The following is a 17,496-nucleotide window of genomic DNA, read 5'->3' as shown; positions in this document are numbered from 1 at the left end:
ATAGGATTGACCTGCAAAAAAGGCCCATGATCAAAATCACAAGCCTTATACAGTTCCTCTGGTCAGCAAAATCACCGCAGTTCAGCTTTCCATTTCAGAGATAATGGCTGCAATGAAGTGTTCGGCATCATGGTACTGAAGTACGGGTGCTGCCTGGCCTGCCCAAAATGCTTTAAGTTCCGGATTTGACTCAGAATTGGCAGGGTAAGCACCCAGCTTGCCGACAATTTTTCCCTGGAGGGGATAAGGGGCAAAACTGCTTTGGAAATCTTTTAATTCCTCTGTCAGGCGGTTTTTTATGCCCCGTGACAACCTTCCGGTATACACTTTCGTCAAGGTGGTGTAGCGGGCTTCTTTTGAGAACAGCTTTTCACGGTGGATGGTACTGGTCCCGGACTGGCGGGTAGCCAGAAAAGCAGTGCCTATCTGTACGGCATCTGCCCCTAATGCCATTGCGGCCTTTATGCCACGGGCATCGGCAATCCCTCCCGCAGCAATCAACGGGATTTTTACGGCATCCGCCACCTGTGGAATTAAGGAAAATGTTCCTACCAGGCTATCTTCAGGCTGCTCCAGAAAAGAGACCCGGTGACCGCCTGCATCAGATCCTGTAGCTACCACAGCATCCACTCCGGCATTTTCAATGGCCATAGCTTCGTCTAAGGTCGTTGCCGTTCCTATGGTGATGATGCCCAGCTGACGGCACCTCTCCAGAATCTCACCAGACGGAATACCGTATACAAAACTGAAAACGGCCGGCTTTATTTCAAAGACCGCTTCCACCTGGTCCTCAAATGCAGGGCTTTGCGGTAATGGAAATGCAGGAGGATCTATTCCCAACGCTTCAAAATAAGGCTGGAAAATCCCGATGACTTTCCGGAACCGGTCTTTGTCAAATTCCTTCACCGCATCGTCCTGATCATTCACCCAAAGGTTAAGATTAAACGGTTTTGAGGTCTTTTCCCGGATGTTTCCGGCAATCGTGACCATTTCCGAAGCACTGTAGGGCTGACAACCATAGGAACCTAACCCGCCGGCATTTGAGACCACAGCAGTAAGCTCAGCAGACGATAGCTTTCCGCCGAAAGGGCCCTGAATAATGGGGAAGTCAGTTCCCGTAAGCCGGGTAAATTTTGTTTTTGTCCACATACGCATGCATTTACCGTTGCCCGATCAGTTTGAATTGCAGTACAAATTCATCATAAATCAGTTTGTCACCGAGGTTCGGAATAAATTTACCGGAACCATACCGTATGTTGTACAGGGTCCTGTCAATGTTCATTTCGCCCAACATGTGCAGGAAATCGGTGAATATTTCTGCCGTTGCCGTAAACTCAACAGGGTGGGTGATATCCTTGATGGTCAGGTCGCCACTAATGGTATAATGGGTATCGCTCCTTATGCCGTTCCTGATTGTCAGAGAAGCCGTTTTAAATCGGTTGACCGCGAAAAAATCATCATGGTTCAGGTGATCAAAAAATTCTTTGCAGACTGCTTTATTGGCAATATCCGTAATGACGATGGAGGTCATGTCGATGTCGATCTTTCCATCGGTAATCCGGTCGTTTTCAAAGCTTAAAAAACCTTCTTTGATTTGGATGGTTCCGGTATGCAGGCCCAGGACCTTTTTTCCTGTCCAGTTAACCGTGCTGCTTTCTGTCTGAATGTTAAATCTTGTCATTGTTCTTGATTTTTAATTTGACAAGACAAAATTCAGGGTAATAAGGAAGGATAAGAAGGATGTACCTCACATAAAAAAAGTGAGGCAGGTCAATTATTTTGACGAATACAACCGGCTCAGGGTTTCCCTGGTCACGCCGAGATAAGCTGCCAGTATATGTTTAGGTAACCTTTGTACCAATGAAGGATATTCCCGGACGAATGCTTCATACCGTTCCTTCGCTGTACTGCTTAGCAAAGACAGGATCCTGTTCTGCAGGGCAACATTCCGGCGGTTGGTTTTCTTCCGGAAAAAATGCTCCACCTGATGCAGCTCCTGGCAAAGCTTTTCCCTGTTTTCAGCGGTAAGGCATAACACTTCGGTGTCTTCCACGCAATCGATATTCACTTTTGCCTTTTTTTGATCGTAATAGGCTTCATAATCCGTGATCCACCAGTCCTGAACGGCAAAGAGAAGAATGTGCATTTTTCCGGATACATCGGTATAATAAGACTTTACACAGCCGGAAAGCAGGAAGTAGTCATTGAGGGCCCATTCATCTTCCTGCAAAAGGAACTGGTGCTTTTTGAGTTTTCTGTAAGTGAAATGGCTCAGGACATACTCAAACTCACCATCGGTAAGGTCGGTATATTTTGAAAACTGTTCTCTCAGAATTGCACTCATTCCTGTACTCAATTTAATATGCTCAAATCTCATCCATACCACAAGCCTATCAGGCTTGGGTTCCGCAAATTTACAAAATAAAGATGGTGGCCGGTGGATCCACGGCAGATACTGAGGTCCGGATCAATCCCATACTGTTAAATATTCGTTACTGACGGGGACCATAAGCAAGAGGACTAATTTTGACGGCAGGAACTAACCTCATGATTTCATTTTTTGTATTTTTGTTCAGTCACCGGGTTCCTGGTAAGGGCTTTCGTTCAGTATAATGCATCATGTATGTGTTATTTACTGGGCGGAATTAAAGAAAACCGACTCAGGTGTACAGGTATTCCAAGCATGTGCAGAACCGCATTGGCTGTTGCCGGGAAGGGAATATGAATGATCAGGGGCTGCCGTACTGAACATCAGGTGAAAAATTAAAATCTATCTGGGCAATGAGCATAGAAACAGCAAAACAACATTTAAGCAGGTGGAACAAGGACAATGACATGATGATCCTTGACCAGTCAAGTGCAACCGTTGACCTCGCTGCTGAGGCATTGGGGGTAACGGGCGGTGAAATTGCAAAGTCGGTTAGTTTTTACGATAAAAACGGGGGAGCCATCCTGATCGTTACTTCCGGTACAGCCAGAATAGACGGCAGGAAATTTAAGGACGAGTTTGGCCTGAAAGCAAAAATGATTTCCTCTGAAGACGTGGAGCCATTGGTCGGGCATCCGGTAGGCGGGGTCTGTCCTTTTGGAGTCAAGCCGGAAGTTAAAGTTTACCTGGACGATTCACTCAGGCGTTTTAAGTGGGTATATCCGGCCTGCGGCAGTGGCAATTCTGCTATAAAGTTATCTCCTGAGGAACTGGAACAGATTTCAGAATGCATAAGATGGGTAAATATTTCCAAAGAATAACACATCTATTTTGGCGGACCATTGGAGATTACATGCAGCATGGGCTTATGGAACAGTCAATTCGGGCAGGATGGATTTTTGTTTTATAAATTTGCGCAATAACAGTACAGCTATCTGATCATGGAAAATTTCTTCGAAAGCCCTTTTAAGGGAAAAATAATTGCAGAGCATGTTAAAAACCCGAATATAATTGCTGGTAAATATTCCTACTATTCGGGATACTACCACGGCCATTCTTTCGATGAGTGCGCAAGGTACCTGATGCCGGATCGGGATGATGTGGATAAGCTCATTATAGGTTCCTTCTGTTCAATAGGCAGCGGTGCAAGTTTTATCATGGCTGGAAACCAGGGTCACCGGCACGATTGGATCTCAACGTTCCCGTTTTTTTATATGTCAGAAGAAGACAATTTTAGAAATGCAGCTGACGGATTTCAAAGATCGGGAGATACCGTCATCGGAAATGATGTGTGGATTGGCAGTGAGGCCATGATTATGTCCGGTATTACCGTTGGGGATGGAGCTGTCATCGGAAGCAGGGCTTTGGTAACTAAAGATGTTGAACCTTATGCGGTTATTGGCGGCAATCCTGCAAAAACAATCAAAAAAAGATTTTCAGAAGAACATATTGAGAAGCTCCTGGAGATGCAGTGGTGGCACTGGGATGAAGAGCTCCTGAAGAAAGCGATACCATTGCTGTGCGACAGGAATATCGACGCCCTGTATGATCTTTACAAAAACATAGGATAACGCCTGGGGAGCTTTTTAATCCTCAGAAACAGAGTATATCCGATCAATTTTAATAAACAATCTCACAATGCCAGTAAGAAAAATTTTTTGGGAGGATCCTTATCAGACTGAACTGACAACACGAATTACCGGTGTATCTGATACTGTAGTCACCTTACAGGAGACCATTGCTTATGCATTTTCCGGTGGCCAGCAGTCAGACGACGGCACGATCAATGGTTTTAAAATCGTCAAAGCCCAGAAATCGGGCAAAGAAATCTTCTACACGCTTGAGGAAGGGCATCACCTGAAACCGGGTGATACGGTACTTTTAAAGATCGACTGGGAGAAGCGGTATAAAATTATGAAGCTTCACTTTGCGGCGGAAATAGTCTTGGAACTCGTCAATCAGCACTTCGGCAGGCCTCAGAAGATCGGTGCAAACATAACCTCAGAAAAATCAAGGATCGACTTTATATGGCCCAATAATATTTCCGAGATGTTTCCTGTACTGGACGAAAAGATCAGGGAAATCATCCAGGCAGATAAGGACATTATCAGCGCGTTCAGTGACGAAGAGGAGGAGAGGCGGTATTGGAGGATTGACGGTTTCGGCCAGGTTCCCTGTGGCGGGACGCATATCAGGAAGACAGGTGAACTTGGTGCTTTACAGTTAAAAAGGAACAGGCAGGGAAAAGATAAAGAAAGAATAGAGATTTATCTCGCCTGAAGAATCCTGCCTGTAGTATTTTCCTGCTCAAAGAATAGCGGGCAATGGGTTCAGTCCGCTATTTATATCAGAAAAAAAATAAGAATATTATTTTGTCTTCAACCGTCATCTTGCTGAGGTATTTCCCAGGCCGGAAAAGCTGAAGTCTGCACCTCAGCTTTTATTGATTTTTATTACCTGGATATCAACCGCTTATTTTCAGGGACTGAATGTACCCGTCAGACAGTTGGAAATGATATTTCAGGACAATCGGGCTCCCCGGAAAATTCCCTGATGTTTTCACCGACAGGATCTGTTCCTTTTCATCATAATCTATGGGTTCCATAGTGGCCTGATATTCCTGGTTGGCTTTGTCAATCCAGCGTTCAATTTCTGCTTTTCCGTGATGGGTCCTGCCTTCATCGAATACTTCTGCATGGTCAGCAAAACAGTTGGCATACGCTGTACTGTCAAATTCGTTTTGGGCTTGTACTAATTCTGAGATTGCGTGGGGTAAATTCATAATATTGTATTGTAGGGTTATGAAACGGTGGGTATTGTACCGCCGTCGATAATAAATTCGGTTCCTGTTAAATAACGGGCTCTCGGGGAAACCAGAAACCCGACCAGTTCGGCCACTTCCTCCGGTTCGGCAGGCCTTCCGAAAGGGATTCCGCCCAATGCATCCATGACCCCTTGCTGCGCTTCTTCTACGGTGCTGTTTGCCTTTCTTGCTATTTCGCCCAGCCAGGCTTCCGATGCGGTCGTATTGATCCATCCCGGGGAAACCGTCAGTACGCGGACGCCTTTAGGCGTGACTTCGTTGGATAAGCTTTTACTGTAGTTTCTTAATGCTGCTTTTGCAGCGGCATACGGCAAAGTGGAATCGTACAGCGGCAGTTTGCCCTGGATGGATGCGATGTGGATGATGACCCCGCTTTTTCGCGTGATCATTTGCGGCAAAAATCCCCTGTCCAGCCGGACCGGCGCAAGCAAATTGGCCTGTAGGGTAGATTCCCAGTCTTCATCCGTCAATACGGTAAAACCGCCGGCCGGTGTGGATGAAGAACCGAGGTTGTTCACAAGGATATCCAGCCTGCCGTAGGTTGACAGCACTTCGTCAATCAGTTTTTGTGTTCCTGCGGCATGGCTTAGGTCAGCCGGAATATAATGCAGGCTGCTGTTTTCTTTTTCGGGGGCATTCCTTGCGCTGATGATCACCGTTGCTCCGGCCTGCAGAAGCCTTTCTGCAATGGCTTTTCCGGCTCCTTTGGTTCCTCCGGTAACCAGGGCAATTGCACCCTGCAGTTCGTTGTTGTAATTGAATTGATTTTCCATTGTTGAATTCTTTGATACAAATTTCCGAAGTATCCCTGTTGCGGGCAATAACGGAAAACCGAATCGCATAGGGACAATTTTTTCCCCTATTGTCCAAATTGGTCCATTGGGTTACATTTGTATATGCACGAAAGAAAAATACCTTTGAATTTAAACTGCGGCCTCGACCTGATCGGCGAGGTCCTGTACGGCAAATGGAAAATCCGCCTGTTATGGTTTATCCATCAGGGCCACCTGCGTCCAAGTGAATTGCAGCGGAAAATCCCGGATGCCTCCAGGCGTGTCCTAAACATCCAGCTGAAAGAACTTGAAGAGCACGAACTTGTTACCAAGACCATCTATGCCCAGGTTCCGCCGAAAGTGGAATATTTCCTGACCGATTTCGGCAAAACCGTAATTCCCGTCATTGCTGCATTGGGAAATTGGGGCGATCAGAATGAAGACAGGCTCAGGAAAGTGATTTTGAAAAGAATGGAGGAGCATGTCTCAGAGGAAGAATTTAATTCGTAATATCTGAGGCTGAACCTGTACATTTTTTTCTTATTTTAGACCAGGTATTTGAACCGAAGCATCACTGATGCCTGAACCTAAATCCATCCCGATCAGACCATTGGCCAAGAATACGGTTTGGGAATGGTTATTCATTTATTTTCGGGAGAAAAGGAATTCAGGTCGGAGCTGATGCCACATGTAAAGCGGGCAGGAATGCCGGAATAATATAAATCATATCTATTAAAATCAGTCAGCATGGTTAATTTAAGTGCATTTGAAGCGAACTTCAAAAATTTTGAGATCCCGGAAGAATTAACGGAGCTGGTGAAGTTCCAGGACTCCATTGCCGATGATGAAAATTTTGCAGACCAGTTTTATATCGGCCGGGATTATTCGGATAAAAGCGGGATCAGTGGGTACTCGGACGATGAAGGATTTACAGGTTCCATCATAGAATTTGCCATGGCAGACGGCAGTGGCTCAACGTATGCGTTCTGGGTACGGAACAACCATAAAAATTTAAGCGAAGCTCCGGTTCTGGCCTTTGGAAGCGAAGGAGGGATCCATATTGTTGCCAAAAACATCCGGGAACTGTTGCAGATCTTAACCTTTGATGTGGAACCCGCTATCGGCTGGGACGACATCTATTATTATAAGGATGAAGATGAGTATGAGCCCACCGAGAAAACGGAGGAATACAAAAAATGGGTGTTGGAAAAATACGGTATCGAAACCACAGAAAATCCGGATGAGATTGTCAAAAACGCTCAGGAAACCTATGATGAAGAATTCCGGAACTGGTTAAAAACCTATTACGACTACTAAAACAGGTACCACCGGCCAACAAAGGTTTGCCGAATGGCTTCTGTAAGCATTGCGCAAAGTTCAAGAGGAGAACCCTGTTGAACTTTGTGCAGAATGCCTGTAAGTCACTATAAAAGGCCTATTCCGATCAACCCGTTACCTCCGGAAGGAAGCCAATATATAATTGCAGAATTTTAGTATTGATATTCATAAGAAACGGGGTTTAATTATAGGTAAACAGTTACGTGGAAAATACCGGCATCACATTTAAAGAATTCACAAAAACCTATATCCGGAATTTCCCCGATGAGTTCCGGTACCTGCAAACGCCTGTCCAGGTCTATGATATGGATGATCTGTCGGTAAAAAATCTGGTTACGCCCACACCGCTGCTGAAGGCCGATTTCAATTTCATTGTGTTTGCTGCCAACGGGAACTTTGAGCAGCAGGTGGGAAATGAAATAAAAAAAGTATCTGCCCATCAGGCTTTGTTGGTCCTGCAGGGGGAAGTCACTGCATTATTGCGTTAGTCTCCCGATGTAAAAGGATATTATATCACATTTGATGATGCAATTGTACAGCAGACCAAAGACTACCCTTATTGTATCAAACTGTTTACCGCAGCGCCCATCATTCGGCTAAGCACTGATGACAGTACATTTATTGAACATATGGGCAACCTGCTTATTCAGGAACTGAAAACACCGATGCCGGATGAACAGATTATCACCTGTCTTTTTCAGGCGCTGCTCATAAAGCTGCTTAAATCTTCGGAATCCAAAAAAGGATTATCAAGGCAGTTTGATATTGCCATTTCTTTCAGGGAATTGTTATATAAGAACTATCTGGAACAGTACAGCATCAGCGATTATGCCCGCCTGCTCAATATCTCGCCCAACTACCTGAACCGCTGTATTCAGAATGTCTGGAACAAATCTGCCAGGCAGTGTATGCAGGAGTTCATCATTACCCAATCCCAAAAGTATTTGCAGGATGTTTCCCTGTCTGTATCGGATATAGCCTACCATCTGAACTTTAACGATCCTTCTTATTTCGGCAGGTTATTTAAAAAAGTGATGGGCATTTCTCCCCAGCAATACCGCTCAAAACTCATGCACGATGTGTCCGGGTAATGGAACGTTCCGTCCACACTTTTTTTATCTGAAATGCTCAATTTGCACCAAAACACGGTTCGCTGATCTCCCCTTAAAAAAGGACGCATGAAACAAAAGCACATCATGGTACATAAGCACATCACTTTCCTGATCCTCCTGTTATGCATCATCCCTGCAAAAACACTGTATTCCCAGGTAAAAACCCCCACCTATAACGTTATGGCAACTATTTCCAACAAGGAGGTCGTTACAAAAATGTATCAGGCCTATTTAAACCAAAAACAAACCGGAGCTCTTGAACAATATATTGATCGCAGCTATCTGGAGACCTTTAAAAATATAAACCGACCCTTATTATCTGCATTTCCGGACATCCGGTTTACCATCAAAGAAATCTTTGAAGACGATAATAAGGTGGTTACCGTATATGATTGGGAAGGAAGCCATCTGGGCGAATACCAAAAAATACCGGCTACCCATAGAAAAATAACCGTACAGGGAGTCAGCATCTATGAATTTAAAAGCGGTAAAATCATCAATAGTACAGCCATACCTGACAAACTGTCTTTTTTTACACAATTAGGCATGATCCCCACCGACTTTATCTCTAAACATGCAGCGAAAAAGGATTGGGTTTATTTCGTAGATGAATTTGAAGTCCCTGCAAAAGCCTACGAAGAATTTAAAACCAAATTAGACGATAACCGGAATTTGATACAGAAATTAAAAGGTTTTGTAAAAGATGAAGTGATCATCAATACTGACCAATCAGATAGGTTCACCATACTGACCATAGCCATTTGGGAAAGCAGGCAAAGCCTGGAAGAAGCTAAAAAAACCGTTCAACATGAGTACGAAAGCATTCATTTTAATCCAGCAGTGTTTAATGAACAACTCAACATTAAAATGAAGCGCAATACCTTTTCTTATATGGATTAGAATGGTGTAATTAATTAATCATTTATTATCATAATGAAGTATAAAATGTCACAATATTGCGACTTATCAAGATTTTAAAGGGGATTTCTCATGCAAAATACAAAGCCGGCTAATGGTTAGACTTTGCTTTGTTATTGTTTATTTTGGTGTTGACCTTACGGATTGATAGGCAATGAGAATATTTCACTTTCGGCCTCCAAGTTTTATATTTCAAACTCTGATTTGTTTTAATATTTAATTACGGAAAACCGTAAAATAAATATGTTTTTTATAATGATCTTTGTGTTATGATTTTTTATTTCCAATGTAAATTGTAACAAAAAATTTTTAATTTCATAAATAACAAGTATTTTTATTTAATTAAATAGGTAATCAGATGGCTAAAAAGAAAATAAAATTAAATGTAGTTCTTTTAAAAAATAATTTAAACATTGGAGCTCCTGAAACATTTATTGAAAATTATAAACAAGACGAAGAAATTATTTTCAATAGGGGAAATATCAATGCTATTCTTTATAAAAAGTTAGGTATCTACAGGGAACCTAAGTGGGTTAAAAATTTAAAAAATAAAATTGTTGGGAATTTTGATAGTGATTTTCCATCTAATCAAAGTTCTGGTGTAACATTATTTATTGAAGTACAAAATAGAATTTTTGCGATTAACTTTGGAACGCTGGGACGTTTCAATATAAATAAGAATGTGATAGAAAAAACATTTGGAATTTATACAGCTAATAAATTATTAAACAATGATTTAACAGCAACAATAAAAAGTGCTCATAGTCGAGTAAATGAAACAAATCCCATTAATAAACAACGTCAATACGGGTCAGATATATCCAATAATCAACTTTTCCTTTCGATGGAAGATAATGAAGCTCTTAAGGAACTAGCTGTAATTAGTTATGCGTCAGAGGATTTTTCGAGAATGATTGGGAAATATAGTTCGTTAAATGTTCAATTTCTTTTTAAAAATACTGAAATACCCTGCTTTCAATATCTTCAACAAAAATTAAGCAGACTTTTAGATATCTATAATTCTGTTTCTACTGATGATATTAAAAAACTATTCAAGGGAATTTATCCTCTTAATAGTATAGAAGCAGAGACTTTAAACGAGCAATTACCTAACAAATTAATTACTTCAACCGACACATTTTTTTTATTTGAACCCGAAATAGATTATGATCTTAGCCTCGTTGCAACGATTAAAATTGGAGATGAATTTTACGATGAATTATCTCTATCCTCTTATCTGATGAAAAATCCTCAACCTAGTTTTGAAAATCTGATTGAAGACAAGATATTTTTCCTAAATGAAGATGATGATATAATTAAGGAATGGTCTATTTTGGAATGCTTGTATGGAGAAATTGAAGAAAATAATACAAATTATATCTTATCTGCTGGTGAATGGTTTGAAGTATCTAAAGATAAATATGATCGTATTAGTCAAGCAATTGATGAAATAATTGATACTGATTTTGTTATACCTAATCATATTAAAGAAAATATAAAGGCAGAGATTAGACAAGCTGTTAGTCAAAAGCCAAATAAAAAAATTAATAAAGAAAATATCTTTAATACACATTTATCAAATCACATTCATGGTTATTTGTTTGACGAAGCAGCTAAACAAATTAATCTTTATGATGATAGATTTGAAGTTTGTGATGTCCTACATCAAAATAGTTTTTTTCACGTAAAGTATAATTATGGTGCTTCGGCATTGAGTCATTTATTTAATCAGGGTTATGTATCAGCTAAATCATATGCAGAATTTACGAGTAAATATGCAGAAGCAGTTAATGTACACATACCTGATGTTGCAAATCATCTTTCTCCTCAACCTGATAATGTTACGGTTCACTACATTATTCTTAATGAGAAGTCACAAGATAGATTAACTTTTTTTTCGAAAATGGCTTTGGAAGACAAAATTAGAACTTTACAAGCTATGAGATTTAAGGTGAATCTAACTTGGGTCCGAGATATATATTAAATTACTGCGGTTACCAATTTTATTAACATATCTCTTTGATGCAAAAAGTCCCCTTACTTTAAGCTAATAGCTATATTTATTACCTTTAACTTACTACAAAGTTAAGAGGCTTCGAAAATATTCTACAATTTAAACGGTTCTATATCAACTCTGCTAACCTCAACTTCTTTATCATGAACATTTGAGAACTTAATAATTTGCTCTTCTTTAATTTTGCTAAATAATACGTTAAAATTATTATCATCTTGATCTTTTTTGAGATTGAGAATTTCAGTGCCACCAATTGCCAGTGGTAAAATATCTTTTACGTTTTCATCTCCAAATGAAACAAAAATATATTTATTAGGATTCGCTTTTTTATCTTCAAAAATAATCTGAAACTCTGTATCAACACCCCCAAGAAATTTTTCAGTCCTCTCCTTATATTTTTTATTTAAAACTACAATAACTTTATCACTATTCACAATTCCATCGATCATCATTTTATTAAAATTTATTGCGACCGATTCTTGACTTTTTTTTCTATCAAGAGTTGCATCAAACCCCTTCTTTCTTAAGAAATCAACAAATGAAAGTATTTTTGTATTAAATTCCTCATCCGACCAGGCATAAGTAATAAAAACTTTTTTAATTTCTCTAATTTTGTTTTTCATAAGTATTTTATTTTCAGTGCTTTTACTATTAGCAATCAACGCATTTAATTTTTTCATTGAATTACCTTTTATCATTGATAATACTTTAAAATATGTATCAAGATCCAGATCATCTACATTTCTTTTAGAATAGCAATATAGTGCGTCTAAACTTTTAAGATTGCCTATTGATTTAATAGGGAAATTATTGATTTTCAGGTTGTTTATCCATAGTTTTCGAAGATTGTTTAAATTTTCAATTCGAGAATCAATAATTTCGATTGGGTTATTACTTATATCCAGCTCTCTTAAATTATGTAAAGAAAAAATATTACTTGGTATTTGCCTAAATCTATTATTGGATAGATGTATGCTACGTAACTTTTTTAGATTTGTTAATTGTAAGGGCGTATTTTTTAATTGATTATTATTTAGATTTAATGTTTTTAAATTTTTGAGTGAGCAAATTTTTGCATAAAATAATGAAATATTATTTCCTGATAAATCCAAAGTTTCTAACCTGTTTAGTTTTTCAATCTCAGCAGGAATATTTTTTATTTTATTATTTCTTAATATTAATTTTTTTAAGTTTTTTAATTCAAAAACTTCTTCAGGGATATCTTTTAACCCATAGTTTGACAAGTCAAGTTTAGATTGATTTATGTTTTTAATTTTTATATTCATTTAAATTTCTAAATTTGTAATTCCTTTGGAGGGAAGGTATAATGAAATAAGGATAAATATATTTGAAAGATCAAAAATAGGTATACTTATTTGCTTCGGCATCCTCACTAACATAAACTAAGTTTACCCGAGCCGCTGAGGAAGCACTCGGGATTTTTATTAAAAAAGTTTAAAACTAGAAGATAATCAAATTTTTATCAGGATTTTCTCTTATTTTGATTTTTAAATTCTCTTTGTAGCTGATCAATTTCACTTTCTATCTTCTTTAATTCTTCGTCATTTAGTTTTCTAAATAAATGTAAAATATCGATCTCGAAAAAATTACAGATTGTGAGAAGACTTTCAAGGGTAGGATTGGTTTCAGCCCTTTCAATTCTGCCGACATGGTTGCTTGAAATATTGAGTTCATTCCCAAGTTGTAATTGCGAAAGCTGTCTTTTGAGCCTATGCAACTGAATAAGCTTGCCAATTTGAAACTTTAATTCTTCTATTTCCCATTTATACATGTAGTAAAGGTTGAGCTTTCTAATATTTTTCATCAACACATATATGTGTTCTTTATATTTTTTTCTTACATTTATAAAAAAATACAAACCCATGAAAAATACAAACCCAGATTTCGAGGACCGGTTTTGGACCAACGGGAAAGGCTTCGGGCTGGAGCTGATGGACCATTTCTTCCAGTTCAATGCGCTGGAGGTTTCCAAAGAAAGGCTTAGCAAGATTATGAAGTATGCGGTAAAGAACCATAGCTGGATCCGCGAAGATCCTGCGGTGATCTTTCAGTTTCACCAGTCGATGAGGCTGCTGGTCCGGGCAGGACATCTCGTGATGCAGAAGGAGAGGAAGTGGACAATCGATACCCGGCCGGAAAAGATTGCGCCATCGGTCCTGGGCCTGCTTTCGGAGAAGGAATACCGGAACCCTCTGCTGGTATTCAAAAAAGCATTCAGCGAATACAGCATCAGGGAATTCGATTATTTTATGTCCGGAATCATCTATTTCTCGATGGGCGCCTTTAAAAACCTGCCGGAAAGCAATATCGTCATGCCTTATATCCATACGGTTAAAATGCTGGATGCTGCACACCTCATTCTTCAGCGGAGGAGGGAGAAAAACATGGCGGAGAGTCATTCAGGATCGGAAGTTTGATCGTCTGTAAAAGATTGGGAATAAAGGGTACAAGTAATCCTATATTTTTCTGACGCAAAGTTCATTTATGAACCTATTGATTATAAAAAGGCAAAGTATAGCATCAACTCCATTGATCCGCCTAAGCGTATGCTGTATCCATACGCTTCATCAGCGACCAGGTTGCCTACCTTTGCCTGCTTATAATATCGCGGAATAATCAATAAACTTTGCGTTGATTTTTAAATCAAAAATAATTTTAAACACTTTAGTCCACTTTAGAAAGTATCACAAGATACCGCACAATTAAGTTCACATAATCAGAAAATCTTTGATTTTCAATAAAACTTTAGTGTACTTCTTATGCGCAAAGTATAAAACTTAAAATAGCTTAAGTGTTTGAAATCTTTTGTGGTTAAGTTTATTAAACTACAAGGGCACAAAAGTCTTAATTTTTAAACACTTTAGTCCACTTTAGAAAGCATGATAATATACCGCACAGTTAAATTCACATAAGCAGAAAATCTTTGATTTTCAATAAAACTTTAGTGCACTTCATCTGCGCAAAGTATAAAACTTAAAATAGCTTAAGTGTTTAAAATCTTTTGTGGTTAAGTTTATTAAACCACAAAGGCACAAAAGCTTTTTTACTTTTTAAACACTTTAGTCCACTTTAGAAAGTATCATAAGATACCGCACAATTAAGTTCACGTAAGCAGAAAATCTTTGATTTTCAATAAACTTCAATGCACTTCATCTGCGCAAAGTATAAAACTTAAAATAGCTTAAGTGCTTAAAATCTCTTGTGGTTAAGTGTATTAAACCACAAAGGCACAAAAGCTTTTTTATACTTTAGTCCACTTTAGAAAGTATCATAAGATACCGCACAATTAAGTTCACGTAAGCAGAAAATCTTTGATTTTCAATAAAACTTTAGTGTACTTCTTATGCGCAAAGTTTATAACTTAACTATCTTAAGTGCTTGAAATCTTTTGTGGCTTTTGTGGTTCAGAAAGACATACAGCTTTTATGTAAAATTCAGCGTCTTATTCTTTTACGACTGAAAGAAAGATGATTTACTTATATTTGCCCCGCAAAGCAAATTCAAATGTTCAAAAAAGTATTCCTTGGCTGTATCCTTGGCTTTTCTACGGTTCTTTGTTCGGCCCAGCAGGTCCGTCCTACCAAATCATCTGAAATGTACCGCGAACTCAAAACCCTGAAGCACCTGCCGAAAGTATTGTACCTGGCGGCGCATCCGGATGATGAAAATACAGGATTGCTCTCCTGGCTGGTCAACGACCAGAACCTGGAGACGGGCTACCTGTCGTTAACCCGGGGCGATGGCGGACAGAATTTACTGGGGACGGAGCAGGGGGCTGCGCTGGGCCTAATCAGGACGCATGAACTCCTGGAGGCACGAAAGCTGGACGGTGCGCAGCAGTTTTTTACCCGCGCGATTGATTTCGGGTTTTCAAAAAATACCACCGATACTTTTAAGCAGTGGGATGAAAACAGCATTACTGCGGATGTGGTCTGGGTGATCCGTAAATTCCGTCCGGATGTGATCATCTGCCGGTTTCCTCCTACGGCGGCGGCGGGGCACGGACAGCATGCAGCTTCAGCCGTGGTGGCGGAAAAAGCTTTTAAGCTGGCCGGTGATAAAACGGCTTTCCCGGAGCAGCTCAGATACGTCAATGTTTGGCAGCCGAAACGGTTGTTATGGAATACCTTCCGGTTTGGCGCCGTGAATACCACTGCTGAAAACCAGCTGAAAGTTACCGTCGGGCAATATGATGCGCAGCTCGGAATGGGGTATGGCGAAGTGGCCGGATTGAGCAGGAGCTTACACAAAAGTCAGGGTGCGGGAACACAGTCGGTCGCCGGAATCAGGACGGAATATTTTTCCCATGTGGCCGGTGAGCCCGCCAAAGCCAATCTTTTGGATGGCGTCGTTAAAACCTGGACGTCCAAAGGAAATGCAGATATCGACCAATCCCTGGATAAAATTATTGCCGCTTTCAATTTCAACAATCCTGATCTCAGCTTGCCTGCTTTGCTGGCTTTGCGCAAAAAGGTCATGGCGATACAGGATACTGAACTTAAAAAAGATAAAATCAAATCCCTTGACCGGATCATCTTAAGCTGTGCCGGATTTATGGGCGAGGCGGTAACCAACCAGCCGGAAGCGGTTGCAGGGAATCAGTACAATTTCAGATTAAACCTGATTTCACGAGCTGAAAATCCGGTTATCCTGGAAAATATACAATGGCTGAATCAGTCGGAAAACCTGAACAGGAAACTGGCTAAAGATTCTTTAATCACCATCGGGCATGACATCCGGATCCCGTCTGATGCAGCCCTCACGGAGCCGTACTGGCTGGCCAGACCGACAGTGGACGCAGCGACTTTCTCCGTACCGAATGATACCTTAATCGGTTTGCCGGAGGCAGAATCACCGCTGAATGTGACGTTAGGCTTAAAAATCGGTTCGGAAAAGTTTCAGGTGAAGCTTCCTTTATCGTTCAAGAAATTAGACCCGGTTCGTGGTGATGTGGTGGAAGCCCTGCGCATGGTTCCTGCTTTGGAACTGAAATTTACCCAACCGCTGTATCTGGTCAAAGACAATGAAGATGTACATCTGAGTGTTAACCTGAAGGTGAATTCAGATCAAAAGTTCAGCAACGGTAAGCTGAACCTGATGTACAGCGGGGAACGGTTAGGCGGAGCGGATGTACCTTCAATCAGTGGGAAAGATGTTACCATAGATTGCATCATCCCGAAAGCTAAGCTTGCGTCCATACGCTCAAACCGTTTGCAGCTTGATGCCAATTATGTTGCAGACGGACTTACGTATAACAAAAAACAGGTACTGATCCAGTACCCGCATTTGCCTTCATTACAGTATTTTGCTCCGGCGACAGTTGCCGTTATGAAAGGCGATATCCGGTCGACGGTTAAAAAAGTAGGGTACATCCAGGGAGCGGGCGACTTCATTCCTGAGTTCCTGCACATCGCCGGTATTCAGGTAGATGTACTGAAAGACGAAGATTTTTATGGCAGCACCGATGCGGCTGGCGGAAACGGCAGTCAGAACAGATTATCGCAATATGATGCGATCATACTGGGGGTCCGTGCCAACAACACAGAGAAAAAGCTGGGCCGCTGGATGCCTTTTTTATGGGCGTATGTAAAAACGGGAGGGAACCTGGTGATGCAGTACAACACCAACCAGGACAAAACGGTCGATCAATTGGGAATGTACCCATTTAACATTGCCAATAAACGGGTAACCGAAGAAAATGCTGCGGTTACTTTTTTAAATCCGAACCATAAACTGCTCAGCTTCCCGAACAAAATTACCCCCGATGATTTTAAAGGCTGGGTACAGGAGCGCGGTGCCTATTTCCCCGACCAATGGGATGCGGCGTATGAACCGCTTTTCGAAATGCACGACACCGGTGAAGAGCCACTGCAGGGATCCACTTTATATACCAAATATGGAAAAGGTAATTTTATTTATACCCCGTTAGCCTTCTTCCGGCAGTTGCCTGCCGGAAATGCCGGGGCGGCACGTTTGTTCCTGAACTTTTTATCTGCACAGAAAAACTGATGGACAAGCAACTTAAAAACTGGACTCTCTGGTACCTGCTATTAGCCATTGCGCTGGTA

18 protein-coding genes are annotated in these 17,496 nt (G+C 40.6%); 11 read left to right on the top strand and 7 right to left on the bottom strand.

Annotation, left to right across the window (positions count from 1 at the left end):
• Nucleotides 1–81 precede the first annotated feature (81 nt).
• The 3 genes from CGB83_RS04525 to CGB83_RS04515 all read right to left on the bottom strand — a co-directional run bounded on the left by CGB83_RS04525 (nt 82) and on the right by CGB83_RS04515 (nt 2,344).
• Nucleotides 82–1,149 (bottom strand): NAD(P)H-dependent flavin oxidoreductase, encoded by a 1,068-nt coding sequence (locus tag CGB83_RS04525; protein ID WP_100074728.1) that lies wholly within the window; start codon nt 1,147–1,149, stop codon nt 82–84.
• Nucleotides 1,150–1,159: 10 nt separating this feature from the next.
• Nucleotides 1,160–1,681: a YceI family protein gene (locus CGB83_RS04520; protein WP_100074727.1), complete on the bottom strand. Its 522-nt coding sequence runs from the start codon at nt 1,679–1,681 to the stop codon at nt 1,160–1,162.
• Nucleotides 1,682–1,774: 93 nt separating this feature from the next.
• The gene (locus CGB83_RS04515) at nt 1,775–2,344 is read right to left on the bottom strand and encodes a Crp/Fnr family transcriptional regulator (RefSeq protein WP_100077492.1); all 570 of its coding nucleotides are present in this window, start codon (nt 2,342–2,344) and stop codon (nt 1,775–1,777) included.
• A 437-nt stretch (nt 2,345–2,781) separates the two neighbouring features.
• Here CGB83_RS04515 and CGB83_RS04510 point away from each other — a divergent pair, with 437 nt between their 5' ends.
• The 3 genes from CGB83_RS04510 to CGB83_RS04500 all read left to right on the top strand — a co-directional run bounded on the left by CGB83_RS04510 (nt 2,782) and on the right by CGB83_RS04500 (nt 4,708).
• Entirely contained in the window at nt 2,782–3,249 is a 468-nt protein-coding gene (locus CGB83_RS04510) for a YbaK/EbsC family protein (protein ID WP_100074726.1), read from the top strand.
• A 120-nt stretch (nt 3,250–3,369) separates the two neighbouring features.
• The gene (catB, locus tag CGB83_RS04505; RefSeq protein ID WP_100074725.1) at nt 3,370–3,999 is read left to right on the top strand and encodes a type B chloramphenicol O-acetyltransferase; all 630 of its coding nucleotides are present in this window, start codon (nt 3,370–3,372) and stop codon (nt 3,997–3,999) included.
• A 67-nt stretch (nt 4,000–4,066) separates the two neighbouring features.
• Nucleotides 4,067–4,708, top strand: a complete 642-nt coding sequence (locus tag CGB83_RS04500; RefSeq protein ID WP_100074724.1) for an alanyl-tRNA editing protein — start codon at nt 4,067–4,069, stop codon at nt 4,706–4,708.
• Nucleotides 4,709–4,892: 184 nt separating this feature from the next.
• Here CGB83_RS04500 and CGB83_RS04495 read toward each other — a convergent pair whose 3' ends face one another.
• Both CGB83_RS04495 and CGB83_RS04490 read right to left on the bottom strand, forming a co-directional pair.
• Nucleotides 4,893–5,210, bottom strand: a complete 318-nt coding sequence (locus CGB83_RS04495) for a hypothetical protein (protein WP_100074723.1) — start codon at nt 5,208–5,210, stop codon at nt 4,893–4,895.
• A gap of 17 nt (nt 5,211–5,227) precedes the next feature.
• A complete protein-coding gene (locus CGB83_RS04490; protein ID WP_100074722.1) occupies nt 5,228–6,025 on the bottom strand; it encodes an SDR family oxidoreductase in 798 nt (265 codons plus the stop codon).
• Between the two features lie 144 nt (nt 6,026–6,169).
• Between CGB83_RS04490 and CGB83_RS04485 the strand changes: the two genes are divergently transcribed.
• From CGB83_RS04485 to CGB83_RS04460, 6 genes are all read left to right on the top strand, one after another.
• Nucleotides 6,170–6,535 (top strand): winged helix-turn-helix transcriptional regulator, encoded by a 366-nt coding sequence (locus tag CGB83_RS04485; RefSeq protein ID WP_228420097.1) that lies wholly within the window; start codon nt 6,170–6,172, stop codon nt 6,533–6,535.
• A 237-nt stretch (nt 6,536–6,772) separates the two neighbouring features.
• Nucleotides 6,773–7,342, top strand: coding sequence for a hypothetical protein (locus tag CGB83_RS04480; protein WP_100074720.1), 570 nt, complete (start codon nt 6,773–6,775; stop codon nt 7,340–7,342).
• A 224-nt stretch (nt 7,343–7,566) separates the two neighbouring features.
• Complete coding sequence (locus CGB83_RS04475; protein WP_100074719.1) at nt 7,567–7,851, top strand: hypothetical protein; 285 nt, start codon at nt 7,567–7,569, stop codon at nt 7,849–7,851.
• A gap of 141 nt (nt 7,852–7,992) precedes the next feature.
• Nucleotides 7,993–8,454: a helix-turn-helix domain-containing protein gene (locus CGB83_RS04470; RefSeq protein WP_100074718.1), complete on the top strand. Its 462-nt coding sequence runs from the start codon at nt 7,993–7,995 to the stop codon at nt 8,452–8,454.
• Nucleotides 8,455–8,541: 87 nt separating this feature from the next.
• Nucleotides 8,542–9,375, top strand: a complete 834-nt coding sequence (locus CGB83_RS04465) for an ester cyclase (protein WP_100074717.1) — start codon at nt 8,542–8,544, stop codon at nt 9,373–9,375.
• 376 nt (nt 9,376–9,751) lie between these two features.
• Nucleotides 9,752–11,377, top strand: a complete 1,626-nt coding sequence (locus CGB83_RS04460; RefSeq protein ID WP_100074716.1) for a DUF6119 family protein — start codon at nt 9,752–9,754, stop codon at nt 11,375–11,377.
• Nucleotides 11,378–11,499: 122 nt separating this feature from the next.
• On the opposite strand, the gene CGB83_RS04455 is transcribed toward CGB83_RS04460, so the two are convergent.
• Nucleotides 11,500–12,693, bottom strand: coding sequence for a leucine-rich repeat domain-containing protein (locus tag CGB83_RS04455; RefSeq protein ID WP_100074715.1), 1,194 nt, complete (start codon nt 12,691–12,693; stop codon nt 11,500–11,502).
• A gap of 197 nt (nt 12,694–12,890) precedes the next feature.
• The gene (locus CGB83_RS04450) at nt 12,891–13,232 is read right to left on the bottom strand and encodes a helix-turn-helix domain-containing protein (protein ID WP_157761315.1); all 342 of its coding nucleotides are present in this window, start codon (nt 13,230–13,232) and stop codon (nt 12,891–12,893) included.
• A gap of 58 nt (nt 13,233–13,290) precedes the next feature.
• Between CGB83_RS04450 and CGB83_RS04445 the strand changes: the two genes are divergently transcribed.
• Both CGB83_RS04445 and CGB83_RS04440 read left to right on the top strand, forming a co-directional pair.
• Nucleotides 13,291–13,845, top strand: coding sequence for a hypothetical protein (locus CGB83_RS04445; RefSeq protein WP_100074713.1), 555 nt, complete (start codon nt 13,291–13,293; stop codon nt 13,843–13,845).
• Nucleotides 13,846–14,932: 1,087 nt separating this feature from the next.
• The gene (locus CGB83_RS04440; protein ID WP_100074712.1) at nt 14,933–17,437 is read left to right on the top strand and encodes a PIG-L family deacetylase; all 2,505 of its coding nucleotides are present in this window, start codon (nt 14,933–14,935) and stop codon (nt 17,435–17,437) included.
• Nucleotides 17,438–17,496 lie beyond the last annotated feature (59 nt).

Origin of the sequence: Chryseobacterium camelliae, assembly GCF_002770595.1 — a bacterium.
GTDB lineage: Bacteria > Bacteroidota > Bacteroidia > Flavobacteriales > Weeksellaceae > Chryseobacterium > Chryseobacterium camelliae.
The sequence above is the reverse complement of the archived record's forward strand: the minus strand, read 5'-3'. Positions and strand labels throughout refer to the sequence as shown.

What these genes read in the sequence shown, in the direction of transcription:
- CGB83_RS04480 (WP_100074720.1), top strand. Translation starts at nt 6,773, where the DNA reads ATGGTTAATTTAAGTGCATTTGAAGCGAACTTCAAAAATTTTGAGATC.
- CGB83_RS04470 (WP_100074718.1), top strand. Translation starts at nt 7,993, where the DNA reads ATGGGCAACCTGCTTATTCAGGAACTGAAAACACCGATGCCGGATGAA.
- CGB83_RS04520 (WP_100074727.1), bottom strand. Translation starts at nt 1,681, where the DNA reads ATGACAAGATTTAACATTCAGACAGAAAGCAGCACGGTTAACTGGACA.
- CGB83_RS04510 (WP_100074726.1), top strand. Translation starts at nt 2,782, where the DNA reads ATGAGCATAGAAACAGCAAAACAACATTTAAGCAGGTGGAACAAGGAC.
- CGB83_RS04450 (WP_157761315.1), bottom strand. Translation starts at nt 13,232, where the DNA reads ATGAAAAATATTAGAAAGCTCAACCTTTACTACATGTATAAATGGGAA.
- CGB83_RS04490 (WP_100074722.1), bottom strand. Translation starts at nt 6,025, where the DNA reads ATGGAAAATCAATTCAATTACAACAACGAACTGCAGGGTGCAATTGCC.
- CGB83_RS04440 (WP_100074712.1), top strand. Translation starts at nt 14,933, where the DNA reads ATGTTCAAAAAAGTATTCCTTGGCTGTATCCTTGGCTTTTCTACGGTT.
- CGB83_RS04465 (WP_100074717.1), top strand. Translation starts at nt 8,542, where the DNA reads ATGAAACAAAAGCACATCATGGTACATAAGCACATCACTTTCCTGATC.
- CGB83_RS04525 (WP_100074728.1), bottom strand. Translation starts at nt 1,149, where the DNA reads ATGTGGACAAAAACAAAATTTACCCGGCTTACGGGAACTGACTTCCCC.
- CGB83_RS04445 (WP_100074713.1), top strand. Translation starts at nt 13,291, where the DNA reads ATGAAAAATACAAACCCAGATTTCGAGGACCGGTTTTGGACCAACGGG.
- catB (WP_100074725.1), top strand. Translation starts at nt 3,370, where the DNA reads ATGGAAAATTTCTTCGAAAGCCCTTTTAAGGGAAAAATAATTGCAGAG.
- CGB83_RS04460 (WP_100074716.1), top strand. Translation starts at nt 9,752, where the DNA reads ATGGCTAAAAAGAAAATAAAATTAAATGTAGTTCTTTTAAAAAATAAT.
- CGB83_RS04500 (WP_100074724.1), top strand. Translation starts at nt 4,067, where the DNA reads ATGCCAGTAAGAAAAATTTTTTGGGAGGATCCTTATCAGACTGAACTG.
- CGB83_RS04455 (WP_100074715.1), bottom strand. Translation starts at nt 12,693, where the DNA reads ATGAATATAAAAATTAAAAACATAAATCAATCTAAACTTGACTTGTCA.
- CGB83_RS04495 (WP_100074723.1), bottom strand. Translation starts at nt 5,210, where the DNA reads ATGAATTTACCCCACGCAATCTCAGAATTAGTACAAGCCCAAAACGAA.
- CGB83_RS04515 (WP_100077492.1), bottom strand. Translation starts at nt 2,344, where the DNA reads ATGAGTGCAATTCTGAGAGAACAGTTTTCAAAATATACCGACCTTACC.